Consider the following 18,541-nt stretch of genomic DNA (forward strand, 5'->3'; position numbering starts at 1 on the left):
TGGGGTTTGGGGTTTGGGGTTTGGGGTTTGGGGTTTGGGGTTTGGGGTTTGGGGTGACAGTTCTCTGTTGTGGTGCTCTATTTGCCAAACGAGAACTATCGAGAGCAAGGTCTTTCTTGTGAAAATGTTCATCAGCTGCTGAATTGACGATACAGGGAACGCCTCGTTTTGAGCCGTTTCGCATTGTTTTTTGACACCATTTCTTATCGGTAAGCTATTGGTTTAAAAACCAACAACCAGCATGACATTGCTGGATTGCCCTGCACAGATACATTATAATCCCGGCTCCGCTGGCCCCTTAGCTCAGTGGTTAGAGCAGGCGACTCATAATCGCTTGGTCGCTGGTTCAAGTCCAGCAGGGGCCACCAAATTTTAGCTGTTAAATCAGCAAATTAAGCCACTCCGAGAGGGTGGCTTTTTATTGCCTAAAATTTATAGCTGTGGGTTCATCGATGTATTAATTAATCCCCTGCGCCATGCGGATAAATTCTTTTACGCTATGCACTCGTGGAGCGCTGGTGATGTCTGGTTGCGGCCGTTGCGTTTGGAATAGTAGAGATTTTTGTCGGCGGTGGAGATCAGGCCGTTGATAGCGCTGATGCGATCTTTACCGGATAACCGATGCTGACAGGCGATACCAATACTTACGGTGATATTCACCGTATTACCCTGCAGCACAAACTTTTCCTGTTCTATCGCCTGCCGAATAGATTCTGCGTGATGCCAGAGCGCTTCACGATCGACATTGAAAAATACCGCCACAAACTCTTCGCCGCCAAACCGGCACAGCAGGCCGCGATCGCCCGCGACATTGCGTAATCGTTGCGCAAGCTCTTCCAACACCGCATCACCAGCATCATGGCCGAAGCTGTCATTGATCGATTTAAAATAGTCGATATCAATGATCATTACCCCAGCGCGCTGGCAGCTGGCAGTTTCCCGGCCGCGCAGCTGTTCATACAATCCGGATCGCGACAGTAGACGCGTGAGAAAGTCGTAGTCGGCACGCAGCGCCAACTGATGATTAAGCCGCCGAATGGCATCCATGCTGACAGAAACGATAAACGGTCCGATGGCCAGCGTGGCGACGCCCAGTCGGGCCGACATCAGATGACTAAGCGGCAGGCTACTGTCGCCGCCCTGAATGGTAATGATGCCATCAACCACCAGGATAATTTCTGTGATGCCGGTAATCAGCATCAGCAGCGTGGTCGCCACGATCGGCAACCTGATGGCACACCAAATCATTGCCGGTAGCGGAAAAGAAAGACTACCAGCGCCGCCAATCATCGCGCTGGCGCAAACAGAGAGGATCAAGGCGATAACCGGCAGCACCATTTTGGTCGAAATTACGGCGCGGGAGAGCGTGGTCTGTCGTTTGAGCGTCAGTAAAAAAGGCAGCAGCAGCACGCCGGTTGAAAACTGTTCGCTGAACCAGTCACTCCACGCGGTGATGAGTTTCTCATTCATGCCTTCCCCCTGCGCCAGTGCGCCCCAGCTAGCGCAGCTGATGGACGCTATCAGGCAGGCAGCAAAGATGCGCATCGCTTTGCCGACACGTAAGGCATTGCCGTCCTGAGCAGGCGGCGAAGCCAGCAGTACAGCGGCGGCTACAAAGACAAAAAGAATATTGGCGAAGTTGATGGTGAAAGCGCTGCCGGTCCAGCCGGAGAAAATAGTGTCGTTGAGCACCATCGCGGTGTAACAGACGAAATAGTTTCTGGTGCGATGCAGCCACGGGAAGCGCACGATAATGCCGGTCAAAAGCGCATTTACCGGCCAGAATAGCGAAAGTTCCTGCGGCATACGTAAGTGACTGCCAACAAAGCAGAATAGCGCGGTAGTGACAAATAATGTCATAGCCGAACTTATTTCACGTTTTTCATCCAGCCACTTTACGCACATACCCTACTCTCACCATCATTCACTTTTCGCCAGCAACTGCGGTAGCGGCCAGAAAATTTCATTATACGGTTCGCAAGGCGTGTTTTATCTACCGAATTGGTTACATGGCGCAACCAATAAGCATCAAATCCGGGCAGTTATGGGATTTATCCGAGCGAAGCGGCGGCATCATAGCACAGGCTTTTGGTGTGAGAGAGCAGGAACAATTGCTGAAAAAAAGAACAGGCGTTTATAGAGCAGTGAATGGGCATATCAGTGCGATATGCCCATTATAGGACTTATTTCACGGCAACCGGCCACTGGCTGAGACGGATGCCTCGCTGGCGCGCATTGTCGCCAAAATCTTCCAGTATGGCTTTAACGTCAGGATCGAGGTACTCGGCATTATCGTGATCGACGATAACCACGCTGTTCTCAGGAATCTCGGCTAATAATCCCTGCAGCTGTGGGTTATGCATGAAGGTCAAGTTTTGCTGGAAACGCAGCACATAGTGATCGTCATAGCGCGTCAATTGCAGCGCATTGCGATGGCTCTTATAAATGCTGCAAAGTATCTGCGTCGCCAGCCCAATACCGATACCCGCCAGCATGCCAAATACTAAAATACCGCCGATGGTCGCGAGGAACGGCACATACTGCTGTGCACCCATACGGAACTGCTCGACGAACAACCGTGGCGTCGCCAGCTTATAGCCGGTATAGAGCAGCACCGCGGCGAGACTGGCTAGCGGGATGACGTTCAGCAGATCGCTGAACCACAGGCCGCAAATCAGCAGCAACACGCCGTGCAGCAGGATAGAGACTTTACTCTGCGCGCCCACGCTGACGTTAACCGAACTCCGCACGATAACCGCCGTTACCGGCAAGCCGCCTAACAGGCCAGCGACCAGATTGCCGACACCCTGCGCGCGCATCTCTTTATTGGGTGATGGCGGCGGGTTTTGCGGACGCAGCTTTTTCAATGCTTCAGCACTGAGCAGGGTTTCCAGACTGGCAACCAACGCCAGCGTTACCGCCACGACATAGACCGCCGGATTTTGCCACGCCTGCCAGTCCGGCCGCTCCAGTTCAGCGATAAGTGCGCCCGGACTGTCAAAGGTGGGCAGCACAATGCGCGGCAGGTTGGCAGACATCTCGGCCCATATACGATCGCCAAATACCACGGCGAGGCCGCCAAACAGTACCGCAATCAACGGCCCTGGCACCCAATTCAGCCCTTTGATGTTTTTCACCAGCGGCGTGGTCCAGGCCCATAAAATCAACAGGCCAATGCCCGAGACAACAATAGCAGACGCCGAGAAGGCGAAATCGCCGCTGAACAGGCTACTCAGACTGGCATCACTGGCGGCGCCAAGCGCAACCGGAATCTGCTGCATGATCAGCAGAATACCAATTGCCGCCAGCATGCCTTTAATTACGCTACCCGGAACCAGCGTAATAAAGCGCCCTGCCCGCATGACGCCCAACAAAAATTGCAGCACGCCAGCCAAAATCAGCGCGAACAAAAAGGCGGAAAACGAACCCAGCGTTTCGATGGCACCGACCACGATGGTCACCAGACCGGCCGCCGGCCCACTCACGGCAAAGCGTGACGGGCTTAATGAGGTGACCAGCAGACCACCGATAACGCCGGTGAGCAGGCCGACAAATGGCGGCAAACCGCTGGCCTGAGCAATGCCCAGGCAGAGCGGTAACGCCACCAAAAAAACGACAAGGCCAGCAGGAATATCCTGCTTCAGAGTGCTGAGATTCATGGTAAAGGTTCCTCTGCTGACTGCTGGATTAACTCTTTCAGGTGACCTGACTGCAGATCGTACACGCAGCCAAAGACGTCTAATTCTCTGCCCTGCTGCCAGGCTTTTCTTACCGGATCTGTCGCGATGAGTTCAGCAAATTGGGCAAGGACATTGGCTTCAACCAGGCGGTTGAGTTTGTCGCTTTCGTTATCCTCTGAAGCGGTAAATTCACGTAATCCGCTGTGCAGCGCGTCACGTAGCTGACTGATACGACGCGATAAAGGTGAATCTTCATGGGCAAGAGGACTGTCGGGTAATGCCAGCGCGGCCTGTACGCCGCCGCAACCATAATGACCGCAAACCACAATGCGCTTTACCTCAAGCTGCTCAATGGCGTACTGCAGCACACTGAGCGTGTTGTCATCATTACTGACAACCATGTTGGCAATATTGCGATGGACAAAAAGCTCACCCGGATGCGATCCAGTTAATACTTCAGCCGGTACGCGACTATCAGAACACCCTATCCATAAAGAATGCGGTTTTTGTTGATGTAAAAACTTCTCAAAATATTTTGGATTACGTTGGCGGCGCTGTAAGGCCCAACTGCGATTCTTCGCTAACAAGGGTTTAAGTGTCGTCACGATAGGTCTCTCTCTGTTATCTGGCGGCGTGCTGCCCGGATGACGCAATTAATAAATGGTGCAATTTGTACAAAACTCGCTGCAGCCTGAAAAGTGTTACTCGTCACAGAAAAAGGTTATAGCCTTTAAAGCGTAATAACGCATCAATAAAATTTCCATAAATAAACGGAAAATTCATTTTGTAAATTTACATTTATTTAATGTATTGAGATTGTCAGCAGTGCAATATTAATTAGATGAAAGTCTCATTATATCTTTATTAAAAAAATGATATAAATCATGAATATAAATGATATAAATTAAAGAATAAGAAAAAATTATAATGACAAAATAATACAATTACTTTTCCGAGGGAATTAATATGATATTTTTTAATCTGAATTAAAAGTGCGAATTATCTTATTCCAAAACAGCAGGAATCGAGCGAATTAACTGTTCAGCCAGGGGTAATACCTGAAGAAATGATAACCGCCGTGATAAATCGATTCAGTAAAGTTAGCTAATAATAAGTCGTTTCGATGGAGTAATATCAACGGACTGTCCAACTGTTTGACGACAATTTATTCTCAACCTAAAGCCTAAAAGTCTCGTGGTCGTAAAGAAGAAAGAAACTTCATTCGGTTTATAGACAGTCGCCTGGAATTTCCTACAAAGAGTACAGCTTAGCGTGGCACAAAACTGACCGTAAAAGAGGATGTCCTGACCAGTGAAGCCGGAAGCGTAACGGTGGGCTAAACCGTATGTGCTGTGATCGGCCAACTACGGTAAATGCGGTTTTAATATAATCAGGGTTGCGTAATACTTGATGTATTAGCGGGCGATAACACGCTACGCCCCTTCATTTACCCTGACAAAGGAGAATCTGTGTCTGAGAAAAAACACGTTCCCATCTCGGTGCTGGATTTAGCTCCTATACCTCAAGGCTCGAACGCTCGCGATGCGTTTCATAACTCGCTGGCGCTGGCCCAGCAGGCAGAAGAACTCGGTTTTCATCGCTACTGGCTGGCTGAACATCACAATATGACCGGCATTGCCAGTGCAGCAACGTCAGTATTAATTGGCTATCTTGCTGCCAACACGCGTACGCTGCGCCTCGGCTCCGGTGGCGTGATGTTGCCAAACCACGCGCCGCTGGTGATTGCCGAGCAGTTCGGCACGCTGGAATCGCTCTATCCGGGCCGTATCGATTTGGGCCTTGGCCGTGCGCCGGGCTCCGATCAGCGCACAATGATGGCGTTGCGCCGTCACCATGCCAATCCGCACGTGGACAGCTTTCCCGATGATGTTGCCGAATTGATTAGCTGGTTCGACGCTAAAGAAGGCGAGCATCAGCCGGTGATACCGGTACCCGGTCTGGGACTGAAGATTCCGGTCTGGTTGCTGGGTTCCAGCCTGTACAGCGCTCAGCTGTCGGCGAAGATGGGGCTGCCTTTTGCCTTCGCTTCGCACTTCGCACCGGAACTGCTTTATCAGGCGTTACACCTTTACCGCGAGAACTTCCAGCCGTCGGAGCGTCTGGCGAAACCCTATGCTACCGTGTGCATCAATGTGGTCGCAGCCGACAGCGATCAGGAAGCGCGGTTGCTGTTTACCTCAATGCAGCAGCAGTTTATTAATCTGCGCCGCGGCCGACCAGGGCCACTGCCGGCACCGGTGGAGAATATGGATAATCTGTGGTCACCCGCTGAGCAGTATGGCGTTCAGCAGGCATTGAGCATGTCGGTTGTCGGTGACGTGGATAAAGTGCGTAACGGACTGGCCGCGCTGATTCGCGAAACCCAGGCGGATGAGCTGATGATCAATGGCCAGATCTTTGATACGCAGGCCCGACTGCGCTCGTTTGCTCTGGCGATGCAGGCTTCTAAATCATTGTAATGTTTTACGCCCGGGCCATCGCTTTACAGGCGGTGGCCCGTTTTCCCGCCTGAATCATCCCTGAATCTTTTCTTCCCCTGACGCCCTTTTTCACTATTTGCTTCATTATCTGCGGTGCTTATCGGTTAGGCAGACGAAAAAAAACCAGCCACGAGGGCTGGTTTTTTATTATGGACTGAAAATCAGCCCTTGCGATAGCAATCAGGCATCACGGCGACGTGTTGGTGCGCTGGTGCCTTCTTCGCGACGTGGACCACGTCCACCTTCACGATTGAACGTACCACGGTTACCTTCACGACCAGCCTGTGGACGATCGCTGCTGAAGCGACGGCCTGACTCACGAGCTGCACCGGCTTCACGTCCGCCACGCTCACCACCACGACCAGCGCCTGCAGGACGACGATCGCCACCACGTTCAGCTGAACGCTCGTGTGGTTGAGCATCACCTAACAGCTGCATATTCATCGGCTTGTTCAGAATACGCGTGCGGGTGAAGTGCTGCAGAATGTCGCCCGGCATGCCTTTTGGCAGCTCAATGGTTGAGTGCGCGGCAAACAGCTTGATGTTACCAATGTAACGGCTGCTGATATCACCTTCGTTAGCGATAGCACCAACGATGTGACGCACTTCAACGCCATCATCACGGCCCACTTCGATGCGGTAAAGCTGCATATCGCCAACTTCACGACGCTCACGACGTGGACGGTCGCCATCGCGTGCTTCACGAGCTTCGCGTGGTGCACGGTCCGGACGATCACCGCGGCGATCGTCACGACGGTCATCACGATCGCGGAACTCACGACGCTGTGGACGTGGCGCTTCTGGCACAACGATCAGCGGACGCTCGCCCTGTGCCATTTTCAGCAGTGCGGCAGCAAGTGTTTCCATATCCAGCTCATCCTGCGGAGAAAGCTTGCTCAGCAGTGCACGGTATTGATCCAGATCGCTGCTTTCCAGCTGCTGCTGAACTTTGCTGGCAAACTTAGCCAAACGGCGTTCGCCCAGCAGTTCTGCATTAGGCAATTCCACTTCTGGAATGGTCAGCTTCATGGTGCGTTCGATGTTACGCAGCAGACGACGCTCACGGTTCTCAACGAACAGTAAGGCGCGACCAGCACGGCCAGCACGACCGGTACGGCCGATGCGGTGAACATACGATTCTGCATCCATAGGGATATCGTAGTTAACAACCAGGCTGATACGCTCAACGTCCAGACCACGCGCTGCAACGTCGGTAGCGATCAGGATGTCCAGACGACCATCTTTCAGGCGCTCCAGGGTCTGCTCACGCAGTGCCTGGTTCATGTCGCCATTCAGTGCCGCGCTGTTGTAACCACTGCGCTCCAGCGCTTCGGCCACTTCCAGTGTCGCGTTTTTGGTACGTACGAAAATGATCGCCGCATCAAAATCTTCTGACTCAAGGAAACGCACCAGTGCGTCAGTTTTACGACCGTAAGCGGTCCAGTAGCTCTGGCTGATATCAGGACGCGTCGTCATGCTTGACTGAATGCGCACTTCCTGAGGATCTTTCATAAAGCGTTTGGTAATACGACGAATCGCTTCTGGCATAGTGGCAGAGAACAGAGCGGTCTGATGACCCTCAGGAATCTGCGCCATGATCGTTTCGACGTCTTCGATGAAGCCCATACGCAGCATTTCATCAGCTTCGTCCAGCACCAGGCCGCGCAGGTTAGAGAGATCTAACGTGCCGCGTTTCAGGTGGTCAAGCAGACGGCCAGGCGTACCCACAACAACCTGTGGTCCCTGACGTAAAGCGCGCAGCTGCACGTCATAACGTTGGCCGCCGTAAAGGGCAACCACGTTCAGACCGCGCATATGTTTAGAGAAATCGGTTACTGCTTCTGCTACCTGTACTGCCAACTCACGCGTTGGTGCTAACACCAGAATTTGTGGTGCCTTAACAGTAGGGTCAATGTTGTGTAGCAGTGGCAGCGAGAAAGCTGCAGTTTTACCGCTCCCGGTCTGCGCCATACCTAACACATCGCGGCCCGCCAGCAGGTGAGGAATACACTCAGCCTGGATTGGGGATGGCTTAACGTAGCCCATGCCGTTCAGTGATTCGAGAAGGTCGGCGTTCAGGCCAAGGTCAGCAAAAGTGGTTTGGATATCAGTCATGTAGTACACGTGCCTCTTAGATTGCGGCGGCCAGTCTACATAACTCGTCGTGAAAACTTTCAGTCATTTTCATCAAAAAGTGTGAACCGGCTCAAATTAGTGGTTTTGACGAACAAGAAAGCCCTCACCCCGTAAGATGATGACGTTTCGGAAATTCAGGCAATAAAAGTTCGTCAGCTATTGCTGGTCAGATTCTGATAAATCGTCTTGTGTCTGGCCGAGTAGCGCCAGTTCCAACAATGCGTATCGGTGCTCAACAAAGTTGTTTACGTTGTTAGCGACCGCCAGTTTGAACAACGCTTTCGCGTCGTCCTTCTCCCCCAGACTTAGGTAATGTTTACCTAAATAGAAGTTGGTTTCACTGAGATGTTCAGCGAGCGAGGTGTTATCCGTTGCGTCCGCCTTGAGACGTTCCATTAGCGTCTTCTCGCTAATGTCATCAAGGTAGAACTCGACAATATTCCATCCCCATTGATCTTTAGCCGCTTTGTCATAACGCTGTTGAAGCGCCACTTTGGCTTTGTCGGCATCCATCTCGCGTTCATCGAGGTAGAGCCACAAACTGCGGAAAGGATCGTTAGGATCGTCTTGATAAAACGCCAGCAGATCATCTTGCGCTAACTTGTATCGTCCGCCGTAATAGAGGGCGATACCACGATTTAAATGCGCATAGTTGTAAGTTGGATCAAGCTCAAGTACAGAATCAAACGCTTCATAGGCGGCATCAAAGCTCCCCGCCTGCGTTAAATATATGCCTAAGTAATTGAATACTTCAGGCATATCAGGTCTGATGGCCAGCGCTTGCGAAAAATCGTTACGCGCCAGTGCCCTCAAACCCAAACTATCATACAACACTCCGCGCTCATATAACAGCTGTGCGCGTTCATCATCGGTAATTGCCCGACTGGCAAGAATTTGTTCCATGCGCGCCAGGATGACTTCCTGTTGCAATGTGGGCTGTAGCGGAACAGCCAGGACTTCGTTCTTACGCCAATTTGAGTTGCTGCATCCTGCCAGCGTCAAAGCCGTCGCAACAACACACCAGCGCAAAAATGGCTTCATTTCCCACTCCTGAATACAAACATTGGGATGCGTATCCTGTCATCCGCCCGCTGTGCAAAAGGTTTCCCGCCCTCGCGATGAAACAAAACTCTCCCTGCGTGCAGGGAGAGCTCGCCAGACAAACGATTACTCGGCGTCAGGTGTTGTCACTACGTCGGCTTCCGCCTGCGGCTGCTCGACCGCTTCTTTGATGCTCAGGCGAACACGGCCCTGGCGATCAACTTCCAGAACTTTAACCGGAACTTCCTGGCCCATCTGCAGATAGTCAGCCACTTTCTCAACGCGCTTGTCAGCAATCTGAGAAATATGAACCAGACCTTCTTTACCGCCGCCGATAGCAACGAACGCACCAAAATCGACGATACGCGTTACTTTGCCGTTATAAACACGGCCAACTTCGATTTCAGCAGTGATTTCTTCGATGCGGCGAATAGCATGCTGTGCTTTATCGCCGTCGGTTGCAGCAATTTTCACTGTACCGTCATCTTCGATTTCAATCGTGGTGCCAGTTTCTTCGGTCAGAGCACGGATAACTGAACCGCCTTTACCGATGACATCTTTGATTTTGTCCGGGCTGATCTTAATAGTATGGATACGTGGAGCAAATTCAGAGATATCGCCACGCGGCGTGCTGATAGCCTGTTCCATCACGCTAAGGATGTGCAAACGCGCACCTTTGGCCTGGTTCAGAGCAACCTGCATAATTTCGCGGGTAATGCCTTCGATTTTGATATCCATCTGCAGCGCGGTGATACCTTCACGGCTACCGGCTACTTTAAAGTCCATGTCGCCGAGGTGATCTTCATCACCAAGGATGTCGGACAGCACAACATAACGATCGCCTTCTTTGACCAGGCCCATTGCGATACCGGCAACAGCAGCCTTGATCGGCACACCTGCATCCATCAGCGCCAGAGAAGCACCGCAAACAGAGGCCATTGAAGAAGAACCGTTAGATTCAGTGATTTCAGACACCACACGCACGGTGTACGGGAAATCTTCTGGCTTAGGCATCATCGCCAACACGCCGCGCTTAGCAAGACGGCCGTGGCCAATCTCACGACGCTTCGGCGAACCGACCATACCTGTCTCACCGACCGAGTACGGAGGGAAGTTGTAATGGAAGAGGAAGCTGTCAGTGCGCTCGCCCATTAGCTCATCAAGATTCTGCGCATCACGTGCAGTACCTAACGTTGCGGTAACCAGCGCCTGCGTTTCACCACGGGTGAACAGCGCAGAGCCGTGAGTACGTGGCAACACGCCAGTACGCACATCCAGACCACGGATCATGTCTTTCTCGCGGCCATCGATACGCAGTTCGCCGTTCAGAATACGCGAGCGGACAGCATCTTTTTCGATGGCGTGCAGAATATCGCTGATTTCACCTTCATCCAGTGTGGCATCTTCAGCCAGCAGCGCGGCGATAGTTTCTGACTTGATTACGCCAACCTGCGTATAACGCTCTTGCTTCTCAGTGATGCGGTAAGCATCGCTCAGACGGCTTTCAGCCAGCGCAGCGATACGGCTGTGCAGTGCATCGTTAGTCGCTTCTGGCTGCCAGTCCCAGCGTGGTTTGCCTGCTTCAGCAACCAGTGAGTTGATATTTTCGATCACAATCTGCTGCTGCTCATGGCCATAAACCACGGCACCCAGCATCTGATCTTCACTCAGCACGTCAGCTTCAGATTCAACCATCAATACAGCGCCCTGCGTACCAGCAACAACCAGGTCGAGGCTGCTCTGCTTGATCTCATCTACGGTTGGGTTCAGCACGTATTGATTGTTGATATAACCGACGCGCGCGGCACCGATCGGACCATTGAACGGCAGGCCAGACAGGCTCAGAGCGGCAGAAGCACCAATCATCGCTACGATATCCGGGTTAACCTGTGGGTTAACGGAAACGACAGTAGCGATAACCTGTACTTCATTAACAAAACCTTCCGGGAACAGTGGACGAACCGGACGGTCGATCAGGCGCGAAATCAGGGTTTCGCCTTCGCTTGGACGGCCTTCACGGCGGAAGAAGCTACCTGGAATACGGCCAGCAGCGTAGGTACGCTCCTGATAGTTAACGGTCAGCGGGAAAAAGTCCTGTCCCGGCTTAGCTTTTTTCTGTCCTACAACGGTAACGAATACCGCGGTGTCATCCATGCTTACCATTACGGCGGCCGTTGCCTGGCGCGCCATCATACCGGTTTCAAGCGTGACGGTATGCTGACCATATTGGAATTTACGTACGATCGGATTCAGCAAAATTGTATCCTTTAACTTCGACGCGGACGTTATGTAGTCCGCAATTGACCTCAATCTTTATTTGCATCCTCGCGACTAATGACAATCTTTAACTCCGCCCGGAGTAAAGTTTCTCATTAGCCGCGCGAACCTCTGCAAGCAAAGATCACTCTCAGCAACAATACATGAGTTTGGCGTGGATTGCTGCGCATTGCTTAAAAAAAGGGGCCATAAAGGCCCCCTTTTCGCGAAACTCGCACAAATCTGTTCACCAGACGTTGCTTTCTACAATTTAACGCTGTTGAACAAATTGTAGACTTAGCGACGCAGACCCAGGCTTTCGATCAGGCTGGTGTAACGTGCAACATCTTTACGCTTCAGGTAATCCAGCAGCTTACGACGCTGGGAAACCATACGCAGCAGACCGCGACGGCTGTGGTGGTCTTTTTTGTGCTCAGAGAAGTGACCCTGCAGGTGGTTAATCTGAGCAGTCAGCAGTGCAACCTGAACTTCGGTAGAACCGCTGTCGTTAGTACCACGACCGTATTTAGCAACGATCTCTGCTTTAGCTTCAACGCTTAGAGACATAATAAACTCCAATAAAAAAATGAATGTAAGGGTGCCGATCTCTAATTCAGCGACCCAATGAAAAGCGGGCTTATTCTACTCTTAGCCCATTGCGATCGCAAATGAGTCAGTCAGAATATTCAACAACCAGCCTTTTTGGCGCCACACGCCCATCTTCAGCTATTTCAGCCATACCGATGAATTTTCCCATTGCGCCTTCAGTGACCCGAACCAGACCGTTCTGCGGCGCGCCAGCTGCCTGTACCGGCATACCCTGCTTAAAGTAAGCCGCGCTGCTTTCCGGCAGGTTGACCTCGGGAAAGGCCGCGGCCGGGCTGTCCATCGGCATCAGTAACTGGTCGAGCGCATCACGATTTGCAGGATCGGATTCCAGCGCGGCTTTTTCCAGGGCCTGCAACTGTTCCAGCGTCACCATCTGGCTCACCGGATAGGTGGCCACTTCAAGGCGGCGCAGCATGGTCACATGCGCACCACATCCCAGTTTCTCACCGAGATCATCAATAATGGTGCGAATATAAGTGCCTTTGGAACAGTGGATTTCCAGCTCCAGCTCTTCGCCTTCCCAACGAATAAACAGTAGCTCGTATACTACAATTGGACGCGCTTCACGCGGCACGTCAATGCCCTGACGCGCATACTCATAAAGCGGGCGACCCTGATGCTTCAATGCTGAATACATTGAGGGCACCTGCTGGCTTTCGCCGCGAAAACTTTCCAGGGCCGTTTCAAGCTGCTCATTATTAAACGCAACCGGACGTTCCTCTACCACAATGCCATCTGCATCAGAGGTATCGGTTCGCTGACCGAGACGAGCAATAACGCGATAACGTTTGTCAGAATCGAGCAAATAGCGGGAAAACTTCGTGGCTTCGCCGAGACAGATTGGCAGCATACCGGTGGCAAGCGGATCAAGCGCGCCGGTATGGCCCGCTCGGTTGGCGTTAAAGATGCGCTTCACTTTTTGCAGCGCATCATTGGAGGAGAGTCCCTGCGGCTTATCCAGCAGCAAAACGCCGTGAATATCGCGGCCACGACGACGAGGACGACTCATCAGTCCTCCTTGTCTTTATCCGCTGCGTCTTCGTCCGTCACATCTTCGCCACGGCGTTCAGCATCATTTTTCACTACGCTGGTAACCAGGTTAGACATGCGCATGCCTTCAACCAGCGAATTGTCATAGAAAAAGGTCAGTTCAGGCACAATGCGCAGGCGCATAGCTTTGCCCAATAATGAGCGAATAAAGCCTGAAGCGTCCTGAAGCGCACGAATGCCTGATTTAACGGCATCTTCATCTTTGTCGTTTAGAAAGGTAACAAACACTTTGGCGTAGGCCAGATCGCGTGACACTTCCACGCCTGAAACCGTCACCATCATGCCAACACGCGGATCTTTAATCTCACGCTGGATAATCATCGCCAGCTCTTTTTGCAACTCTTGCGAGACGCGCTGTGGGCGACCAAATTCTTTCGCCATAATTTTATTCCTCTCAAATAATTCGGGAGGCGCACAGGCCTCCCAAATATAGCGTCACCGAAACGGGACTGTTACTCAATGGTACGTTTGATTTCGATGATTTCGAATACTTCGATCATGTCGCCTGGGCGCACATCGTTGTAGTTCTTAACACCGATACCACATTCCATACCGTTACGGACCTCGTTAACGTCATCCTTGAAGCGGCGCAGTGATTCCAGCTCGCCTTCATAGATAACCACGTTGTCACGCAGTACACGGATTGGATTGTGACGTTTGATCGTACCTTCAGTCACCATACAACCAGCAATGGCGCCAAATTTCGGTGATTTAAATACATCACGAACTTCAGCCAGGCCAATGATCTGCTGTTTGTATTCCGGTGCCAACATGCCGCTCATCGCTGCTTTAACTTCGTCGATCAGGTTATAGATCACGGAGTAGTAACGCAGGTCGAGGCTTTCGGTATCGACAACGCGACGCGCTGAGGCATCTGCACGAACGTTAAAACCAAGCAGAATCGCGTTTGAAGCAGCTGCCAGTGTGGCGTCGGTTTCGGTGATACCACCTACGCCAGAGCCAACAATCTTAACCTTCACTTCGTCAGTAGAAAGTTTCAGCAGTGAATCGGAGATCGCTTCCACAGAACCCTGAACGTCAGCTTTCAGCACGATGTTCAGTTCAGAAACTTCGCCTTCGCTCATGTTAGCAAACATGTTCTCCAGTTTAGATTTCTGCTGACGCGCCAGCTTAACTTCACGGAATTTGCCCTGACGATAAAGTGCAACTTCGCGCGCTTTCTTCTCATCACGAACAACAGTGGCTTCGTCACCCGCTGCCGGCACGCCGGACAGGCCAAGAATTTCTACCGGAATAGACGGGCCGGCTTCCATGACTTCACGACCGAGCTCATCGCGCATCGCACGCACGCGACCATACTCAAAGCCACACAGCACGATATCGCCTTTGTTCAGCGTACCTTCGCGAACCAGAACGGTTGCAACCGGACCACGACCTTTATCCAGGAAAGATTCGATTACGACGCCGCTTGCCATGCCTTCACGCACTGCTGACAGTTCAAGAACTTCAGCCTGCAGCAGAATAGCATTCAACAGATCGTCAATACCGGTACCCGCTTTTGCCGATACGTTAACGAACATGTTTTCGCCGCCCCACTCTTCCGGAATGATACCGTACTGGGTGAGTTCGTTTTTAACGCGATCCGGATCGGCATCAGGCTTATCAACTTTGTTGACGGCCACAACAACCGGTACACCGGCCGCTTTAGCATGCTGAATCGCTTCCACGGTTTGAGGCATCACGCCATCGTCCGCAGCAACAACCAGAATCACGATATCTGTTGCCTGAGCACCGCGGGCACGCATGGCGGTAAACGCGGCGTGGCCTGGGGTATCAAGGAAAGTTACCATGCCGTTGTCAGTTTCAACGTGGTAAGCACCGATATGCTGAGTAATGCCGCCCGCTTCGCCAGAGGCGATTTTGGTTGAGCGGATATAATCGAGCAGTGAGGTTTTACCATGGTCAACGTGGCCCATGATGGTCACGACTGGTGCACGAGATTCCTGAGAACCGGTGCTGTCGCGATCGCTCATTACTGCTTCTTCCAGCTCATTCTCGCGGCGCAGGATGGTTTTATGTCCCATCTCTTCAGCAACCAACTGAGCGGTTTCCTGATCGATAACCTGGTTGATGGTCGCCATTGCGCCCATCTTCATCATTGCTTTGATGACCTGTGAACCTTTTACCGCCATTTTATTGGCCAGTTCAGCAACGGTAATAGTCTCGCCGATGATGACGTCACGGTTAACGGCCTGAGCCGGCTTGTTGAAGCCTTGCTGCAGCGTGCTTGGCTTACGGTGTTTACCACCTTTGCCACCACGAATTGCGGCGCGTGCTTCTTCACGATCGGTTTTGGCTTCAGAATGCTTGTTGCCTTTTTTGGCAGGACGCGCAGCAGCCTTAGTGGTACGAGTACGGCTACGGCCTTCTTCTACTTCACGATCGTTTTCATCTTCAGCCTGACGGGCGTGCTGCGACGTGGTCACGTGATAGTCAGCGCTATCCTCGGTACCTTCGGTAGCAGCTTTAGATTCCCATTCAGCTGATTTCTCTTCAGCCATTTTGCGTGCCTCTTCTGCAGCACGCTTCGCATCTTCTTCGAGCTTACGACGTGCTTCTTCTTCGGCTTTGCGCTTCAGTTCAGCAGCTTCAGCCTCGCGGCGGGCTTTGTCTGACTGGGCAGCCCGGGTTACTTCGTCGGTTTGATTATTACTCAATTTCTCTTTTTCCGCTGCTTCGCGCTTCACTTCAGCTTCGCGCCTGGCTTTTTCATCCGCTTCACGTTTTGCTTTTTCGTCAGCTTCACGTTTCGCTTTCTCTTCGGCCTCACGACGAGCCTGTTCTTCCGCTTCACGCTGCGCCTGAGCTTCAGCTTCGATCTGAGCTTGCTGCTCAGATTCCGCATCGCCTTTCACATAGGTGCGCTTCTTGCGGACTTCGATTTGGACCGACTTACTTTTACCGCCGGTACCGGGAATATTCAAGGTACTGCGTGTTTTACGCTGCAATGTCAGTTTACCTGACGCGCTACTACCATGCTCACGGTTCAGGTGCGTCAGTAAGGTTTCTTTCTCTTGCTGGGTTACAGAGTCATTTTCAGACTTGCGGATCCCTGCATCAGCGAACTGCTGTACCAGGCGTTCCACCGAAGTTTGAATCTCTGCTGCCAGTGATTTTACGGTTACATCTGTCATGCTGTTCCTTCCTGTTGTTACGCGTCGTCACCGAACCAGCAGATATTGCGTGCGGCCATAATTAGCGCGCCGGCTTTCTCATCGTCCAGCCCTTCAATATCAGTCAGGTCATCAACACCTTGTTCGGCGAGGTCTTCCAGCGTGCACACACCTTTTGCCGCCAGTTTGAATGCCAGAGCGCGTTCCATGCCTTCCAGATTCAGCAGGTCTTCAGCAGGTTCCTGATTACCCAGGCTCTCTTCTTTCGCCAGCGCTAATGTGGTCAACGCATTTTTTGCGCGGTCGCGCAGTGCTTCGATGGTCTCTTCATCTAAACCATCAATCTCAAGCAGTTCGTTGATCGGCACATAGGCCAGCTCTTCCAGTGAGGAGAAGCCTTCTTCAACCAGCACGGTGGCGAACTCTTCGTCGACATCAAGGTATCTGGTGAAGGCATCAATGGCTGCGTGTGCTTCAGCCTGATGTTTCGCCTGCAAATCATCGACGGTCATAACGTTCAGCTCCCAGCCGCTAAGCTGCGAGGCGAGACGTACGTTTTGCCCATTACGGCCAATGGCCTGAGCAAGGTTGCCTGCTTCGACGGCGATATCCATTGTATGGTTATCTTCGTCTACCACAATTGAGGCAACGTCAGCAGGCGCCATTGCATTGATTACAAACTGCGCAGGATTATCATCCCACAGCACGATATCAATGCGTTCGCCGCCCAGCTCGCTGGATACCGCCTGAACACGCGCACCGCGCATACCCACGCAGGCGCCAACTGGATCAATACGCTTATCGTTGGTTTTCACCGCGATTTTAGCGCGTGAGCCCGGATCGCGAGCGGCTGCTTTAATCTCAATAACTTCTTCGCCAATTTCTGGCACTTCAATACGAAACAGCTCAATAAGCATTTCTGGCTTAGAGCGGCTGACAAACAGCTGCGCGCCACGCGCTTCCGGACGAACGGCATAAAGCACGCCGCGAATACGGTCGCCTGGGCGGAAGTTTTCACGCGGCAGCATATCTTCACGCAGAATAACCGCTTCGGCATTACTGCCTAAATCAAGACTGATATTGTCACGGTTAACTTTTTTAACAACGCCGGTAATAATCTCGCCTTCGTGCTCACGGAACTGATCGACCACCATGGCGCGTTCGGCTTCACGTACTTTTTGTACGATAACCTGTTTCGCGGTCTGCGTAGTGATACGGTCAAACGTTACCGATTCAATCTGATCTTCAACGTAATCGTCAAGATTCAGTGATTCATCTTCGTAACGCGCTGCTTCCAGCGTGATTTCACGGGTTGGCTGCGTCACTTCATTAACGATCACCCAACGACGGAACGTATCAAAATCGCCGCTCTTGCGGTCGATGCTGACGCGGACTTCAATTTCCTGCTCGTATTTTTTCTTGGTCGCTGTGGCCAGAGCGCTCTCGAGCGCCTCGAAGATTTTCTCACGTGGCAGGGACTTTTCGTTAGAAACGGCTTCTACGACAGCTAAGATCTCTTTGTTCATCCTGGTTAGCCTCAATCCGAACTTTTAAAAGTGGGGGACCAGGTTCGCTTTCTGAATGTTGCTCAGTGCGAACACTTCATCATTACCCTCGACGGTCACCGTGATCATTTCACCTTCGACAGATTTAATGATGCCCTGCCATTTACGGCGGTTCTGCACGGCCATGCGCAATACCAGACTGACTTCTTCGCCCAGGAAGCGCGTATAATGCTCGGCGGAAAAGAGTGGACGTTCCAGTCCAGGTGAGGAAACTTCAAGGTTGTAAGCAACGGTGATGGGATCTTCAACATCCATAATGGCGCTTACCTGATGGCTGACGTCTGCGCAGTCATCGACATTGATGCCGTTTTCGCTATCAATGTAAATACGCAATGTGGATGTGCGACCACGCACGAACTCAATACCTACCAATTCGTAGCCAAGCGCTTCAACCGGTGCTGAGATCAACGCTGTCAATTTCTGCTCTAATGTGGACAAGGCCACCCCCAAGACATAAAAAAAGGGCTTATAGCCCAGTGTTACGATTCCCTGATAACAAAAAACCCCGAAAATTCGGGGCTTTATGCGACTGGACCCTGTATGCCGCAATAGCGGCTCGGCACACCATC

At 51.9% G+C, this 18,541-nt stretch carries 14 protein-coding genes and 1 tRNA gene; 2 read left to right on the forward strand and 13 right to left on the reverse strand.

All coding sequences use genetic code 11. From position 1 onward, the window contains the following. Window positions 1–292 precede the first annotated feature (292 nt). Window positions 293–368 (forward strand) — tRNA-Ile (locus ACJY2L_RS15520). A 124-nt stretch (window positions 369–492) separates the two neighbouring features. On the opposite strand, the gene ACJY2L_RS15525 is transcribed toward ACJY2L_RS15520, so the two are convergent. The 3 genes from ACJY2L_RS15525 to ACJY2L_RS15535 all read right to left on the reverse strand — a co-directional run bounded on the left by ACJY2L_RS15525 (window position 493) and on the right by ACJY2L_RS15535 (window position 4,285). Next, window positions 493–1,905 carry a diguanylate cyclase gene (locus ACJY2L_RS15525; protein ID WP_439214434.1) on the reverse strand — a complete coding sequence of 471 codons (1,413 nt, stop codon included), beginning with the start codon at window positions 1,903–1,905 and terminating at the stop codon, window positions 493–495. Between the two features lie 278 nt (window positions 1,906–2,183). Continuing rightward, a complete protein-coding gene (locus ACJY2L_RS15530; RefSeq protein ID WP_439214435.1) occupies window positions 2,184–3,659 on the reverse strand; it encodes a SulP family inorganic anion transporter in 1,476 nt (491 codons plus the stop codon). Then, a complete protein-coding gene (locus ACJY2L_RS15535; protein WP_067427583.1) occupies window positions 3,656–4,285 on the reverse strand; it encodes a carbonic anhydrase in 630 nt (209 codons plus the stop codon). Before ACJY2L_RS15535 ends, ACJY2L_RS15530 begins: the two co-directional genes overlap by 4 nt. Window positions 4,286–5,149: 864 nt before the next feature. On the opposite strand from ACJY2L_RS15535, the gene ACJY2L_RS15540 reads away from it, so the two are divergent. Beyond that, on the forward strand, window positions 5,150–6,160 hold the full coding sequence (locus ACJY2L_RS15540) for a luciferase-like monooxygenase (RefSeq protein WP_067427581.1): 1,011 nt from the start codon (window positions 5,150–5,152) through the stop codon (window positions 6,158–6,160). Between the two features lie 201 nt (window positions 6,161–6,361). On the opposite strand, the gene ACJY2L_RS15545 is transcribed toward ACJY2L_RS15540, so the two are convergent. From ACJY2L_RS15545 to rimP, 10 genes are all read right to left on the reverse strand, one after another. Continuing rightward, entirely contained in the window at window positions 6,362–8,296 is a 1,935-nt protein-coding gene (locus tag ACJY2L_RS15545) for a DEAD/DEAH family ATP-dependent RNA helicase (protein ID WP_439214436.1), read from the reverse strand. A 16-nt stretch (window positions 8,297–8,312) separates the two neighbouring features. After that, the gene (gene yrbN, locus ACJY2L_RS15550; protein ID WP_098053093.1) at window positions 8,313–8,369 is read right to left on the reverse strand and encodes a protein YrbN; all 57 of its coding nucleotides are present in this window, start codon (window positions 8,367–8,369) and stop codon (window positions 8,313–8,315) included. Between the two features lie 104 nt (window positions 8,370–8,473). Continuing rightward, the gene (gene nlpI, locus ACJY2L_RS15555) at window positions 8,474–9,358 is read right to left on the reverse strand and encodes a lipoprotein NlpI (protein ID WP_067427577.1); all 885 of its coding nucleotides are present in this window, start codon (window positions 9,356–9,358) and stop codon (window positions 8,474–8,476) included. Between the two features lie 126 nt (window positions 9,359–9,484). Continuing rightward, window positions 9,485–11,614: a polyribonucleotide nucleotidyltransferase gene (pnp, locus tag ACJY2L_RS15560; protein WP_187487546.1), complete on the reverse strand. Its 2,130-nt coding sequence runs from the start codon at window positions 11,612–11,614 to the stop codon at window positions 9,485–9,487. A gap of 297 nt (window positions 11,615–11,911) precedes the next feature. Next, complete coding sequence (gene rpsO, locus ACJY2L_RS15565; protein WP_025903869.1) at window positions 11,912–12,181, reverse strand: 30S ribosomal protein S15; 270 nt, start codon at window positions 12,179–12,181, stop codon at window positions 11,912–11,914. Window positions 12,182–12,287: 106 nt separating this feature from the next. Next, a complete protein-coding gene (truB, locus tag ACJY2L_RS15570; protein ID WP_439214437.1) occupies window positions 12,288–13,232 on the reverse strand; it encodes a tRNA pseudouridine(55) synthase TruB in 945 nt (314 codons plus the stop codon). After that, window positions 13,232–13,654: a 30S ribosome-binding factor RbfA gene (rbfA, locus tag ACJY2L_RS15575; RefSeq protein WP_067427572.1), complete on the reverse strand. Its 423-nt coding sequence runs from the start codon at window positions 13,652–13,654 to the stop codon at window positions 13,232–13,234. Before rbfA ends, truB begins: the two co-directional genes overlap by 1 nt. 71 nt (window positions 13,655–13,725) lie before the next feature. Beyond that, entirely contained in the window at window positions 13,726–16,428 is a 2,703-nt protein-coding gene (gene infB / locus ACJY2L_RS15580) for a translation initiation factor IF-2 (RefSeq protein WP_439214438.1), read from the reverse strand. Window positions 16,429–16,445: 17 nt separating this feature from the next. Beyond that, the gene (gene nusA / locus ACJY2L_RS15585; RefSeq protein WP_439214439.1) at window positions 16,446–17,933 is read right to left on the reverse strand and encodes a transcription termination factor NusA; all 1,488 of its coding nucleotides are present in this window, start codon (window positions 17,931–17,933) and stop codon (window positions 16,446–16,448) included. A 24-nt stretch (window positions 17,934–17,957) separates the two neighbouring features. Next, complete coding sequence (gene rimP / locus ACJY2L_RS15590) at window positions 17,958–18,410, reverse strand: ribosome maturation factor RimP (protein WP_067427566.1); 453 nt, start codon at window positions 18,408–18,410, stop codon at window positions 17,958–17,960. Window positions 18,411–18,541 lie beyond the last annotated feature (131 nt).

Origin of the sequence: Duffyella sp. Ts4 (assembly GCF_051851875.1) — a bacterium.
In the GTDB taxonomy this organism is placed as follows: Bacteria; Pseudomonadota; Gammaproteobacteria; order Enterobacterales; family Enterobacteriaceae; genus Duffyella; species Duffyella gerundensis.

Bases quoted from the DNA above. Each gene is read 5' to 3' on its own strand.
- ACJY2L_RS15525 (WP_439214434.1), bottom strand. From the start codon at position 1,905: ATGTGCGTAAAGTGGCTGGATGAAAAACGTGAAATAAGTTCGGCTATG.
- ACJY2L_RS15530 (WP_439214435.1), bottom strand. From the start codon at position 3,659: ATGAATCTCAGCACTCTGAAGCAGGATATTCCTGCTGGCCTTGTCGTT.
- ACJY2L_RS15545 (WP_439214436.1), bottom strand. From the start codon at position 8,296: ATGACTGATATCCAAACCACTTTTGCTGACCTTGGCCTGAACGCCGAC.
- nlpI (WP_067427577.1), bottom strand. From the start codon at position 9,358: ATGAAGCCATTTTTGCGCTGGTGTGTTGTTGCGACGGCTTTGACGCTG.
- rpsO (WP_025903869.1), bottom strand. From the start codon at position 12,181: ATGTCTCTAAGCGTTGAAGCTAAAGCAGAGATCGTTGCTAAATACGGT.
- truB (WP_439214437.1), bottom strand. From the start codon at position 13,232: ATGAGTCGTCCTCGTCGTCGTGGCCGCGATATTCACGGCGTTTTGCTG.
- rbfA (WP_067427572.1), bottom strand. From the start codon at position 13,654: ATGGCGAAAGAATTTGGTCGCCCACAGCGCGTCTCGCAAGAGTTGCAA.
- infB (WP_439214438.1), bottom strand. From the start codon at position 16,428: ATGACAGATGTAACCGTAAAATCACTGGCAGCAGAGATTCAAACTTCG.
- nusA (WP_439214439.1), bottom strand. From the start codon at position 17,933: ATGAACAAAGAGATCTTAGCTGTCGTAGAAGCCGTTTCTAACGAAAAG.